This is a genomic window from Azospirillum sp. B4 (genome assembly GCF_000333275.1).
GTDB lineage: Bacteria > Pseudomonadota > Alphaproteobacteria > Azospirillales > Azospirillaceae > Nitrospirillum.
The window spans coordinates 46,136-59,496 of sequence record NZ_BACU01000461.1 but is presented as its reverse complement, the minus strand read 5'-3'; the positions used below and the strand labels follow the sequence as shown (position 1 = coordinate 59,496).

The following is a 13,361-nucleotide window of genomic DNA, read 5'->3' as shown; positions in this document are numbered from 1 at the left end:
TCGATTATTGATAAAACTCAGGCGGTCATTCGCGCACCCTGCAGATTGCGTTTGCGCTCCGGCGCGGGCGGGTCCATCGGGTGGCGGGCGCCGGGGTGGGGGAAAATCTCCACCCATAAGGGCGGTCCGGACAGGGCCGGCCAAAAGAACGCGAAGGGGAGGGTCATGAAGAAACCAGCCAAGAGAGTCTATTTCCGTCCATTCACCGCCCGCATCCGGGGCGGCGCCAGCGCTGTGGCGCTGTGCGCGCTGGCCACCACGCTGGCCGCCGGCACCGCCCAGGCCCAGGCGGCGGCCGACGACGATTTGCAGGAAATCGTCGTCACCGGCCTGCGCGCCAGTCTGCGCGACGCGCTTGACCAGAAACGCGCCACCGACGTGGTGTCGGAGGCGATCTCCGCCAAGGACATCGGCCAGCTGCCCGACGTGACCATCGCCGAGGCGCTGGTGCGCCTCCCCGGCCTGAATGGCACCCGCGACCGCGGCAACGAAAGCCAGGCCGTCATCCGTGGCCTGGGGCCGCGCCTGGCCTTCGGCACGGTGGACGGGCGCGAGGTCGCGTCCAGCGAGCCGGACCGCAATATCCGCTATGAGCAGTACCCGTCGGAACTGCTGACGGGCGTGCAGGTCTACAAGGCGCAATCCGCCGACCTGATCGCCGGCGGCATCGCCGGCACGGTCAACCTGCAGACCATCCAGCCGCTGGACTATACCGGGCCGCAGTTCGTCGGCCGCTTCGGCGCCGTCTACTACGGTGCCGCCGCCGACCTGCCTAGCTACAGCCCCGTGGGCTATCGCGGCAGCGCCACCTACGTCGGCAAGATCAATGACAAGGTGGCGATCGCGCTGGGCGGCACGGTGCAGCAGCAGAAGAACGGCTACGCCTCCATCCAGGGCTGGGGTTACAACGTCGACAACGCCGGCGACCTGAACGGCGACGGCAAGACCGATCCCACCCCCTGGGGGGCCCAGACCGCCGTCACCCGCATCGACGAACTGCGCAAGGGGGCCCTGGGCGTCATCCAGATGCGGCCCACCGACAACCTGGAAATCAAGGTCGACGCCTTCTACTCCCAGTTCCACATCGTGGAGAACCAGAACCAGCAATGGTTCCAGAACTGGGGCAACTGGGACGGCACCGGCACCTGGTACAAGAGTTACACGCTGCAGAATGGCGACGTGGCCGCGGGTACCGTCGGCTACAACTACCTGCGCAACGTCATCGCCCGCTACGACCAGAAGAACTCGGTCTTCAACACCGGCACCAACGTCAAGTGGACGGCCGACAAGTGGACCGTCACGGGTGACGTCTCCTACAGCTATGCCAACCGTGACAACACCTGGAACGCGCTGTACATCGACAGCACCAACCCGGTGGACACCACCTGGGACTTCCGCTCCGGCGTGACGCCCAGCATCTCCATCGTCGGCAGCCCGCTGGCCAGCGGTAACCTTTCGGTCGCCCAGGGCAACAACACCGGCCCCGACCATCTGCGCGACAGCCTGGGCGCCGGCCGCCTGGACGTCAGCCGGGAATTGGACAGCAGCGTGCTGCGCTCCTTCGATTTCGGCCTGCGCATCGCCGACCGCACCAAGTGGTACGCCGCCTACAATTGGACGCAGACCCCCACCAGCGGCACCCTGCCCAGCGGTCTCAGCACCTTCACCGTGCCGGGCTACACCATGCCGGCGCTGCTTGACGGTGACTTCGACAGCCTGGTCAAGCAAACCCTGGGCGGCCTGAACCCCGGCCTGGCGACGGAGGATCTGTCGCAGAAGTGGCATGTGCACGAGAAGACGCAGGAGGGCTACGCCAAGCTGCGCTACGACACCGACCTGTTCGGCGTGCCGGTCAGCGGCAACGTCGGCGTGCGGGTCATCCATGTGGACACCGACAGCGGCGCCTTCCAGTCCGTCAACGGCAGCCCCTACAGCCCGGTCAGCGTCTCCAACAGCTATACCGAGCCGCTGCCCAGCCTGAACATGAACTTCCAGGTGGCTCCGGACCAGACCTTGCGCCTGGGCTTGTCGCAGGCCATCTCCCGCCCGCCGCTGGATGAGCTGCGCGCCAGCCGCAGCTTGGACACCACCGGCAACACCCCCACCGGCAGCGGTGGCAATCCCAAGCTGCAGCCCTACAAGGCCAAGCAGATCGACCTGTCCTACGAGTGGTACTTCCGGCCGGAGGCGCTGGTCGCCGTCGCCGGTTACTACAAATACCTGGACAGCAACGTCGGCTATAAGACCGCCATCCAGAACATCAACGGCGTCCCCTATCAGATGATCAGCCCGTTCAACGGCAGTGGCGGTTTCATCCGGGGGGCCGAGTTCACCTTCCAGACGCCGTTCTTCTTCCTGCCGGAGCCGTTGCAGAACTTCGGCATCTATTCCAACTACGCCTATGTGAACAGCAACGTTCACGAGTACGCCCCCGTGAACAACCCGTTGGCGGCCAATGGCCTGGCGCGGCACACGGCGACGGTGGACCTGTGGTATAATCACGCTGGCGTGGAGGCCCGCCTGGGCTACAAGTACCACAGCCGCTTCACCACCATTTACGGCTGGGACGCCACGCAGCTGACGACGCTGGAGGCGGAGAACACGCTGGACTTCAGCGCCTCTTACCAGCTCAACGAAAATATCGGTTTCCGCTTCCAGGTGAACAACCTGACGAACGAGCCGCTGCGCCTCTACTTCGACAACATGCCGGACCGCCTGGCCCGCTATGAGAAATACGGCCAGCGCTACTCTTTCGATGTGACGTTCAAGTACTGAGTGGGCCGGTGTAAGTTCCTAGTTTCTATTTCTCTCTCTACCTCCTCCCGGCCGGGGCATATCGCTGCTCCGGCCTTTTTCACCCTGTTATGAAACCGGCTATATGGTTGGCTTTCTCTATTAATCCGCTAATGCTATTGCCGGCACTATTTACCTTGTCACAAATATTCGCAAGGTCGGCAGCGGCTTTTCTAACTTTACTGAAAGCTCCGCCCGTGTCCTCATTCTCAGAAAACTTATTTCTTGATTTGTACAAGTCGGCGTTTAATTTCACTGCCATGTCCCATATCGCGTCTGCGGGAAGGCAATCAGATAAGCGGAGAATGGCCTTAATAGACCGAATATAGTGAGATAATAATTCTACGACTTCAGCGCTTGCTTTCAGATCTTTGATGGAATCGGCAACTAAATTAATATCATTTTCAATTTTATCTATATCTGACCTTTTTATTTCTTCGTTTGATCCATATATTCTGTTAAAGTTTGCCAGAAACCGCATAGATCTTGTGCAATTTGATAATTTAATCCGCGAATTTTGCCAAACTGTATGCATATTCTGTATAGTGAATATTCTTGGCACTGATTCCAAGTCATTAAAAATATATGTTTTGTTCTCTTCATCTATATTTTGATTCGCGCTCATTTCATCAAGCACCTTGATGAAGGTGCTTCTTATCGACACAATCATAGAGTAAAATTCTGAACTGTCTGGATCTATTCCAAGTATATCTGATAATGCATTGTAGGTTATTTTTGCATCGTGATCGGATATTTTAGATACCCTAGTGCAAAATGTCACCAATATATCCGCAGTTCCTTTTTCCATCATCATGTTCCGTTGAGATCGGCTGGTTAATATTTATTGCTGAGAGGTGGCGTTTCCATGTCTCGGCAAAGGAGAGTATCACCAGTCTGTATATTGGCAATAATATGTTGAGATTCCCCATAGTTGTGGCCGAAAATGGAAGGTGGGGAGGTCTAGTCCGCGACTTCAGCCGAATGCACAGTGCGAAGCCGGAAGCGACAAGGCGGTTTCAGTCCAGTACCAGCCGCATGACGCTGCGTTCGTAGCGAAGGGGCGCTGCGATTGTATGCTTCTAAGGCGGAGGCGGCCTGACACTTAGGGGCGTCGGCCGCACGGCTGCTATAGTCCTCGTAAACGGCTAGGCTGGAGAAGCTGGATGGGCAATGGCGATGTTGTTCGCTCCCTCCGCCGGCAGGAAATAACTGTTGTAACTATGCGGTACCTACCATGCGCATTACCAGGGGAAGTCCACGGGCGGGCATGCCCTTCCAACCACGCTATCCTGTAGGGGATAGAGGGCATAGCGGACACGGCAGGTAATACCGCCGTCACACTTCACGCCTATTCAAGGCCGATCACCTTGGGCCAAAGTCTCTGGGGCCGTCGACCTCACCGCACGGCCATGCTCACCGCCGCGAGGCCCGCGCCGTCGGCGGTGACGGCGGCGCCTTTGAGGCTATCACCGATGCGGATCAGGAAGCTGGCGGTGCCAGCCTCTGTTGGCACATGGTCCGGGCTCATCAGCGTCAGGTCCCCGGTGAGGCCCAAGTGAATGTCGGTGCCGGTGGTGGGAACCGTCGTGCCGTCGGCGTCGACCAGGCGGGCGCGGACGAACAGCACGTCATTATGGCCGGCGGCGGGGGCGACACCCTGGGTGTCCGGCGATAGTTCCAGGTGATGCGGCGCGCCGGGGGTGCGCACCTGCTGGCGGGCGACGGCGCGGTCGCCGACATAGGCCACCGCTTCCAATGTTCCTGACTCGAAACGATCCAGGTGGAAGGTGAAGGGTGGGTGGCGCAGATGGGTGGACAGGCGGTCCTGGTCCGGCGCCTGGCGGGCGATCAGCCGGCCGTTCAGGCGTAGCTCCACGGCGTCGGCGTTGCTGAACACCCGCACGTCCGGGCTGCTGTCCGGTGTCCAGCGGGTGGCGATGTGGACCATGGCGCCACTGCCATCCGCCTTCGCGTCGCGCTGGCTCATGAAGAAGAACGCGGTCTCCTTCGGCAGCCGGTCGATGCTGTACACGCCGGAGGTTTCCAGGTCCGGGGCATAGCCGCGATTGTAATCGAACATGGCCCAATAGCCGTCGCCCACCGCCGTCAGGCCCAGGTTGTCGTTGTGCGCCTCCTGCACATTGGTGGCCTGTTGCAGCAGGCCCTTTTCCGGCCCGCCCAGCTCTTGCCGGCTGCTGCGTTCCTGGGGCAGCAGGTCGCCCCACTGGCCCTGCTGGAAGCCGGCGTTCATGGCGTAGTACTCCCAATCGCCATATTCGGAGACGATCAGGGGCTTGTCGGGGGCGGCGGCCGGCGCCTCCTTGCCCGTTTCCGGCAGGCGATGCTGGCGGGCCTGCAGGTAGATGTCGTAGGCGCGGGGCATCCAGCCGGCGGAGTAGACGCCGGGGCCGGGCAGCTCCTCATGCACCGTGGCGTGCAGCGCATCCACCAACGCGTCCGCCATGGGGGATTCGTTCAGGGAGCATTCCCAGGCCAGGACGCTGGGGTGGTTGCGATCGCGGCGGATCATGTCGCGGCAGGTGCGCACCACCTGGGCGGCGAAGGCCGGATCCGGGGGTGCGTACTGCCAGCCGGGGATGCCGTCCAGCACCAGCAGGCCCACTTCATCCGCCGCGTCCATGAAGGCTGGGTCCTGGGGATAGTGCGACAGGCGGACATAGTCGAACCCGGCGGCCTTGATCAGGCGCGCCTCCCGCCGGCTGGCCTCCGGCGACAGGGCGTAGCCGACGTAAGGGTATTCCTGGTGGCGGTTGACGCCCCGCAGGACGGTCTTCCGCCCGTTCAGCCACAGCCCGTCCTTGGTCATGACGATGCTGCGCAGGCCGATGCGGGTCCGGCGGCTGTCCACCGCTTTGCCGTCGGCGGTTACCGTCGTTTCCAGGTCATACAGCGCCGGATCATCCAGGGACCAGAGACGGGGATGGGCCACCGACAGGTCAACGGGCAGGGACAGGGCGGCGCCAGGGGCAAGGGTCACGGTCTCGCTGGTCGTTTGCACCGCCGTCTTGCCGTCGCGGGCCAGGCGCTGGGTGACGGTGAAGTGCTGCGCCTTGGCGCCGTCGTTGCGCACCTCCGTCGTCACGGTCAGGTTGGCGCGCGTGCCATCCACGTGGGTCTGGCGCACGACGATGCCACCGCCGGCGACATGGTCGGCCAGCATCTCATCAGTGATGTGCAAGGGTGCCCGCACGCTCAGGGTGGCACCTCGGTACAGCCCGCCATAGGTGTTGAAGTCCAGGTCCTTCAATGGCTTGGGACCCGTCACCGCGTTGTCGCGGTTGTCCAGATGCACCACCACCTCATTCTCGCCGTCCGCCTTCAGCCCGTCCGTCAGGTCCAGGGTGAAAGGCAGGAAGCCGCCCAGGTGGGTGGTCAGGTGCCGGCCGTTCAGCCAGACGTCGGCCACGTTCATGGCCGCCTCGAACCGCAGGGTCACCCGCTGGCCCTTCCAAGCCGGGTCGGTGCGGAAGCGCTTCACATAGAAGGCGTCGCCCTGCCATTGCGCCGGGCCCGCCGCCTGCCGGCCCGGCGCCTGGATGACGCGCGCCTCCACCTTGGCGGTATGGGGCAGGCGCACCGTTTCCCAGGTCCAGCCGGCGGCGGGCAGGGCGTCATGCCCCAGGGCGGGGCCGCTTTCCACCCGGTGAAAGCGCCAGCCGTCGTTGAAGGCGGTATCGGTGGCCAAGGCGGAGACGGAGCTGGCCAGCAGGGCGGCCAGGCTCAACAGGGAGGTCTTCAACATCAGCGGCCGGCCTTCTGGGTCACGGTGGTGGCGGTGGTGATGGTGCGGCTGGCGACGCCATCCTTGGCGGCCGGCAACAGGGGATGCTCCAGCCCCGGCCCATCGAACAGCTGATAATGGATGATGGTGCCGGGCATGACGGTGGTGTGGATCTCCAGTTCGCCATCCGTGGCCTTGACGGGGAAGCCGCCGGCCCCGTTGTCCAGGAAGTCAGCCCAGAAATAGGGCGTGACGCCCGCCGGCACGGCCAGACGGAAGGTCACGGGCACAGGCGTGGGATAGGTGGCGCCCACATAGTCCCAGCCGGGCAAGGCGGCGTGCCGGGCGCCATAGTCGAACAGGGCGGCGTTGCCCCAGGTGGTGCCCTCGCCCCAGCGGGTGCGGCAGCGGGTGGCGACCCAGTCCGGCGCCCAATAGACGACGCCGAGGCCGCCGTTGGCGATGGTGGTGCGGGTGACGTCCAGCAGATAGGACCGCTGCCCCGCCGGTGTGGCGGGATAGGCGGGATCCAGGCTGTCCTCCCCCAGCACGCTGGGTGAGGCGCTGCTGGGCTCCAGCGTCCAGGGATAGGCCGTTTCCACCAGCAGCACCTGCTTGCCGAAGCGGGTGGCCATGCGGTTGACCGTGCGGCCCATCACCGCCATCGGCTGGCGTGACCATTTGCGGTAGTAGCTGAGGCCGATGATGTCGAAGTCGGTGACGCCGGCGGCCTCGGCATCGGCGAACCAAGTCTCCAGGTTCTCCGGCTGGGCGACGTGCAGCATGACGCGGATGGGGTGCCCCGTGGCCGCCGCCGCCTCCCGCACCGCCTTTATGCCGGCGTTCAGCAGGGCGGCGTTGCGCGCCCAGCGGATGGGTTTGCCCTCGGTCTTCGCCGCCCGCAGGATCTCGCCATTGGTCTCATTCCCCACCTGCACCATGTCGGGGGTGAGATCCTCGGCCGCCAGCGCCGCCAGGGTGTCGCGGGTGAAGTCGTGCACCGCCTGGATCAGATGCGCCTGGTCCAACCCCTCCCAGGCCTTGGGGATGGGCTGGTTGTCGCCATCGGCCCAGTCGTCGGAATAATGGAAGTCCAGCAGCACCCGCAATCCCGCCTCATGGGCCAGGCGGATGCTTTTCTTCACGTCGTCCAGGGTGCTGTAGCGGGTCCAGTCGGGATTGTTCCAGATGCGGATGCGGGCCAGGTTGCCGCCGTGCCGGCTCAGGATCTGGAAGGGGTTGGCCGGCTGTCCGCCATCGGTGAAGATGGCGCCGCAGTCGGCCATCTCATTGGTGAAGGACAGATCAGCACCCAGATAGGGCACGGCCGGGGCCGGCGTCGGGACTGGGGACGCGGCCATGGCGGGCGACGATGGCGGGGCGGCCGCCAGGGCAAGGGACAGTGCCAGCGCGGGGGACGGCATCAGGCGGGACAGGCGCATTGGGGACAGCCTCACTTCCGGGCTCGGGAACCCCCCTCCCAGGGGTGCTCATTCTTCTGAGGCCCGGCCGCAAGGGCGCGGGCGCCCCGCTCTTGGCGGGACGCTTTTTTATCATATAAATAAGATCGAGATGTCAACCACCGCGACGGAAGGCGGGGCGGACGTCGCCGGCCACCCCGCCCGTTCAAAAAGGAAGCTCACGCGCCCGGCGTGGGCGGCGTGTTGGTGGCCAGGCGCAGGATCTCCGACGGGATGTCCCGTTCCGGCAGCACCACCTGGACCAGCCAGACATGCTCCCGATCCTCCTTCACCTCCGCCAGCACCGTTTCCAGGTGCTCCAGCGTCGTGACCCGGGCGGCCTTGGCCCCCAGGGCGCGGGCGAACTCCGCATACTCCCACTTCGGGATCTTGTTGTAGGCGTTGAAGGGCTCATCCTCCGTGTACGTGGCGGAGTTGGTCAGCGCCTGCTCGATGCCATAGATGGCGTTCTCCATGACGAAGACCACCGGGTTGCGGCCATAGTGCGCCATGCTGCTGATGGTCTGCGCCACCATTTGGAAGCCGCCGTCACCGGCGAAGACCACGGGCCGCGCGGTGGGATCGGCCACCGACAGGCCGAAGCCGGCGGCCGACGCATAGCCGATGGCGCCCCAGGCCGCCTGGCTGACGAAGCCGTTTGCCCGGTTCACCGGGATGTTGCAGCTGACGTACATGCTGCTGCTCTCATCCGGCACCAGGGTCATGTCGGCATCCACCCAGCTTTCCATGCGCTTGAAGAAGCGGGCGTAGGTGACGAGATCCGGTGGGAAGGGCTTGTAGTCCGGGTCGATGGTGGCGGGGCCCTTGGTGGCCCAGGGCTCCCGCGCCGGCTGGTCCTTCAGCGCCGTGGCCAATGCCGTCAGGAAGGCGGCCAGCGGCACCTGGCTGTAGGTTGCCGCGCCAATGCGCACCGTGTCGTCATAGGCGACGATCATGGTGCTGAAGTCGGCCGCGACGATGCCCTCATAGTCGTCGGTGATCAGGTCGCCCGTCACCAGCAGCAGGTCGGCCGAACCCACCGTCTGGTATGTCGTATAGTCCGACGATGGCCCGGTGTAGGTGCCGACGAAGCCTTCCGCCGTTTCGGGCAGCACGCTCTTGGCCAGCAGGCTGGTGACATAGGGCAGGCCGGTCTGGTCGCGCAGGGCCGCGAAGGCGTCCTGCAGGCCGAAGCGCTGCAGCTCGATACCCGCCCAGAACAGGGGCCTGGCGGCGGCCTTGATGGCGACGGCGGCCGCCGCTGCCGCCTGGGTCACGGCCGTGTTGTCCGTGGCCAGCCTGGGCACCGCCAGCGCGCCGGCGGGCCGGGCGCATTCCGCATCCCACAGGTTGCGCCAGATCTCCAGGTAGATCGGCCGCTTGTGGGCCAGCGCCAGGCCCAGGGCGCGGTCGATCTCCGCCGGGGCGTGCGCGGCGTCGCGGATGATCTTCGCCGCCACGGTGATGTGCTGGTAGGCGTCGCGGTCGGCGCGGTAGTCGCCGGTGGCGTGGTGCAGCAGGATCTTGTAGGTGCGGGCGAAGGGCCGGTCGGTGGCGGCCGTGCCCGGGCTGCCGGAAATGGCCACCACCGGCAGGCGCTCGACATACGAACCCGCCACCGGGTTGACCAGGGAGAAGGCGCCTACGCCATAGGTGACAGCGGCGCAGCCCACGCCGCGCAGGCGGGTGTAGGCGTCGGCGGCGTAGCCGGCCTCCAGCTCCGACCGGCAGCCGATGCGGGTCAGCGGCGTGTCGGGATTGCGGGCCTTGTCGTCGATATAGTCGAACCAGCGGGCGACATAGTCACCAGGCACGGTGAAGACGTCGCGCAGACCCACCTCATACAGGCGCTGGATCAGGTAGTCGCTGACGGTGAAATGATCGGGTAAGGGGCTCATGGGCTGGGCGCTCCCGTATCGGGAAAAGGGGGCGGGACCGCGCGGTTGGCGGCGCGGTCCCACGGGGCTGTGGCTGGGGATCAGGGCCCGAGGATCTTCTCCGGCGGCAGGCCGGTCAGATATGCGGGCCATTCCAGCTTGAACTTGTCGCGCAGGACGTGTTCGGCCGTCTGCAGGCATCCTTCGACCCAGCCCTGGTTGTTGGAATAGGCCTCGCCGCAGATGTAGACCTTCTCCGCCGCCAGGGGCTGGCGGATCCTGGGCATCAGGTGGTTGTAGCGGAAGCCGGCCTTCCATTCGTGCCAGCCGCCGCCGTAGGGGTCGCCCGACCAGTCGTGGTAGATGGCGGAATAGGGCTGGTCGACGTCCACCAGTCCATGCACCTCCAGGATCTGCTGGTGGGCGCTGGCCACCATGGCGTCGGTGGCCACGCATTCCGCCAGCGGCACCACCCGCTCGTCATCGCCCTTGGCGCCGGCCTGTTCCTTGGCCAGCGGCGCCACATCCTTGGGGCGGCGGCCGACGAAGGGCGGCCCGTGCTCCAGGCCCTTCCAGAAGGGCACGGTGGTGATGTCGTTGTATGAGGCCATCATCAGCGAGCGGGTGTTGCCCTTCTCGCCGCCCGGCTGGTCCTCCTCCGTCCCGAAATAATAGATCTGGCGCACCGGCAGATCGGTGATGGAACGGCCGGCCACCAGGTTCATGGCCTTCCACCACGGATAGTCGTAGGCCAGCAGCAGCTTGAAGGCGTCCTGGATCAGGACGCTGGACAGCATCTCCTTCACGCCCTTCTGGCTCCAGCCTTCCCAGTCGATCAACTCCAGCGAACGGCGGGGCAGGCCCAGGATGATGTCGCGGGCGTGCACGATCTCCGGCGGCGCCCCGTCCTTGTCCTTGGTCTCCTCATGCACGCCGCCGAATTCGGTGTCGACCAGCTTGGTTTCGGTGACGATGAAGGTCAGCTTGTAGGTGCCCTCGGCGTCCTTCTCGATCTTGGCCAGGCGCCGGTTCATGTGGATCCGCGCGCCCTGGTCGGCCGCCTGTTGTGCCAGGGTCAGGGGCAGGCGCTGATAGCCGCCGGTGATGGCGCGGAATCCGTCGGTGTTGGCGTATTCCGTGGCCGGCAACTGGGCGACGGCGTTGGCGTTGGCGACGTTGGCGTCATAGCCGCCGGCGTCCTTCATGAACTGGTAGGCCTCGGAACTCAGCGTCTGCGACATCAGGTTCCAGAAGCCGTAGGTGTACAGCGGGTGGCCGTACACCGTGGTGTTCATCCACTGTTCCAGCGACAGGTTCTGGTTGTTGGGGACCAGCAGGTTCATGGCGAAGACCTGCAGGTCGTTCACCGTCTTGCCACGCTCGTTCCAGCTGAGATTGTAGGGCACCTGCGCGGGGTCGGACTGCTGTTTCACCAGCAGATGCTTGCCGCGCAGGTACAGGATGTTCTCTTTCTCGCCGATCGGCTTGCCATCGGGACCCGGTTCCGGATTGCCCATGAGGAAGACGTGGCTGGGCAGGTCCAGCGCGTCGATCAGGTTGCTGACCATGGGCTGGTTGGAGGTGGGATCACCCTTTTCCGGTATGATGTAGCGCATGCCGCCCAGCTCCGCCGCGATATTGGGCATGCCGGGAAAGGTCTTGGTATACAACCGGCCGCCGATACGGTCGCTGTATTCGAACAGGGCTACGCGCCGCTTGTCTTCCTTCAGGCCCTGCGGGCCCGTCAGGCGCCAGGCGCAATAGGCGCCGGCGACACCGCCGCCGATCACCGCGACGTCCAGGATCTTGCTCATCCGATATCCTCCCCAAGTCGCCGCCGCGTCATGCGGCCGGCGAACCGTGGGGCAGAATACGCGTTATGAGGGTAATTTAATAATCAACGCTTCGTTAACGTGCACTTTTGATGTCTGCGACGATTTCTGATGAGATCATGTTTTCAATGCTGGCGCGTGTCCGCTGACCGACTGTCCCGCGTCGGGCGCCAGCCGCCAGGCATCCAGCAGGCTGACCAGGATCAGCGCGCCCATGACCAGGAAGGCGTTGCGGAAGTCGGTGAGGTCGGGGTTGCCCTGGGCGTGGCCGCGCAGGAAGGCGCCGAGGTTCAGGGCCAGCGCTCCCGCGACCACGCCCAGGCCGGAGGTCAACTGCCCCAGCATGGCGGCCAGGGTGTTGGCGGCGGAGACCTCCGCCTGCGGCACGTCGGCGAACTGGATGGTGCCCAGGCTGGTGAACTGCATGGACCGGAAGGCGCCGCCCACGAACAGCACGGCGGCGATGACGGCCTTGGGCGTGTCGGTGGTGAACAGGGCGCAGGCCGAGAGCGACAGGGCCACCAGCACGCCGTTGATCACCAGCACGCGGCGGAAGCCGAAGCGGCGCAGCACCTGGTTGGTCGCCAGCTTCATCAGCAGGTTGCCGGCGAAGATCCACAGCACCAGCGATCCCGCCGTGACGGCGTCCATCCCCAGCACCGTCTGGAACAGCAGCGGTGTCAGGAAGGGCACGGTGCCGATGGCCACCCGCTGCACGGACCCGCCCCAGACGGTGAGGGCGTAGGTGGGCAGGCGCAGGGCATCCAGCTTGAACAGCGGCGCCGGATGGCGCCGGCAATGGCGCACCGTCAGCGCCGCCAGGATCACGCCCAGCGCCACCCCGGCCAGGGCCTGACCCAACGATCCCGCCCCCTGGCCCAGGGTGTCCAGGCCATAAACCAGGGCCACCAGGGCGCCGCCGGACAGCAGGAAGCCGGCAAGATCCAGCGGCCGGGCGTCGGCCGGCCGTTCCTTGGGCACCCAGGCGACGGTCAGCGCCAGGGCCAGCAGGCCCAGGGGCAGGTTCAGCAGGAAGATCCACGGCCAGGAGGCATAGGTGACGATCAGGCCGCCCAGGGGCGGGCCCAGCACTGGCGCCACCAGGCCCGGCCAGACGGTGGTGCCCAGGGCGCGCATCAGGTCCTTCTTCTCCGTGATCCGCAGGATGATCAGGCGCCCCACCGGCACCATGGCCGCGCCCCCCAGGCCCTGCAGGATCCGGGCGGCGGTGAAGCTCCAGAGATCGGGGCTCAGCGCGCACAGCAGGGAGGACAGGGTGAACAGGGCGATGGCGCCGCCGAACACGGTCCGCGGCCCCAACCGGTCGGCCACCCAGCCGCTGATGGGGATGAAAACGGCCAGGGCCAGCAGATAGGCCGTCATGCCGATGTTCATGTCCACCGGCGCCACGCCGAAGGACCGCGCCATCTGGGGCATGGCGGTGGCGATGACCGTGCCGTCCAGCAACTCCATGAAAAAGGCGCCGGCGACCAGATAGGTCACGGCGCGGCTGTGGCGGCCGGACGGGGTGGGAAGGCTGGCTGTCATGAGGGCAGGCGGGTGCGAGGGACGGGATGACGGGTTGACTATGGCGTCTTACCCGTCCGCCCGTCCCGCGCAAAGGCGGGGCATCAACTATCCGTGCGCGATTGGCCGG

The 13,361-nt window shown here is 65.2% G+C and carries 7 protein-coding genes; 1 reads left to right on the top strand and 6 read right to left on the bottom strand.

The genetic code is table 11. From position 1 onward, the window contains the following. The first annotated feature begins 165 nt into the window (after positions 1-165). Positions 166-2,775, top strand: a complete 2,610-nt coding sequence (locus I55_RS20280; RefSeq protein WP_083901286.1) for a TonB-dependent receptor — start codon at positions 166-168, stop codon at positions 2,773-2,775. 79 nt (positions 2,776-2,854) lie between these two features. On the opposite strand, the gene I55_RS36150 is transcribed toward I55_RS20280, so the two are convergent. From I55_RS36150 to I55_RS20255, 6 genes are all read right to left on the bottom strand, one after another. Beyond that, positions 2,855-3,607, bottom strand: a complete 753-nt coding sequence (locus tag I55_RS36150; RefSeq protein ID WP_148293862.1) for a hypothetical protein — start codon at positions 3,605-3,607, stop codon at positions 2,855-2,857. A gap of 582 nt (positions 3,608-4,189) precedes the next feature. Beyond that, positions 4,190-6,556 carry a glycoside hydrolase family 2 TIM barrel-domain containing protein gene (locus tag I55_RS20275; RefSeq protein WP_044562388.1) on the bottom strand — a complete coding sequence of 789 codons (2,367 nt, stop codon included), beginning with the start codon at positions 6,554-6,556 and terminating at the stop codon, positions 4,190-4,192. Beyond that, positions 6,556-7,977, bottom strand: a complete 1,422-nt coding sequence (locus I55_RS20270; RefSeq protein WP_064742522.1) for a glycosyl hydrolase 53 family protein — start codon at positions 7,975-7,977, stop codon at positions 6,556-6,558. The genes I55_RS20275 and I55_RS20270 overlap by 1 nt, the downstream gene beginning before the upstream one ends. Positions 7,978-8,174: 197 nt before the next feature. Then, the gene (locus I55_RS20265) at positions 8,175-9,893 is read right to left on the bottom strand and encodes an alpha-keto acid decarboxylase family protein (protein WP_044562387.1); all 1,719 of its coding nucleotides are present in this window, start codon (positions 9,891-9,893) and stop codon (positions 8,175-8,177) included. An 80-nt stretch (positions 9,894-9,973) separates the two neighbouring features. Further along, positions 9,974-11,686 (bottom strand): FAD-dependent oxidoreductase, encoded by a 1,713-nt coding sequence (locus tag I55_RS20260; protein WP_049974333.1) that lies wholly within the window; start codon positions 11,684-11,686, stop codon positions 9,974-9,976. A 135-nt stretch (positions 11,687-11,821) separates the two neighbouring features. Further along, positions 11,822-13,252, bottom strand: coding sequence for an MFS transporter (locus tag I55_RS20255; protein ID WP_044562386.1), 1,431 nt, complete (start codon positions 13,250-13,252; stop codon positions 11,822-11,824). Positions 13,253-13,361 lie beyond the last annotated feature (109 nt).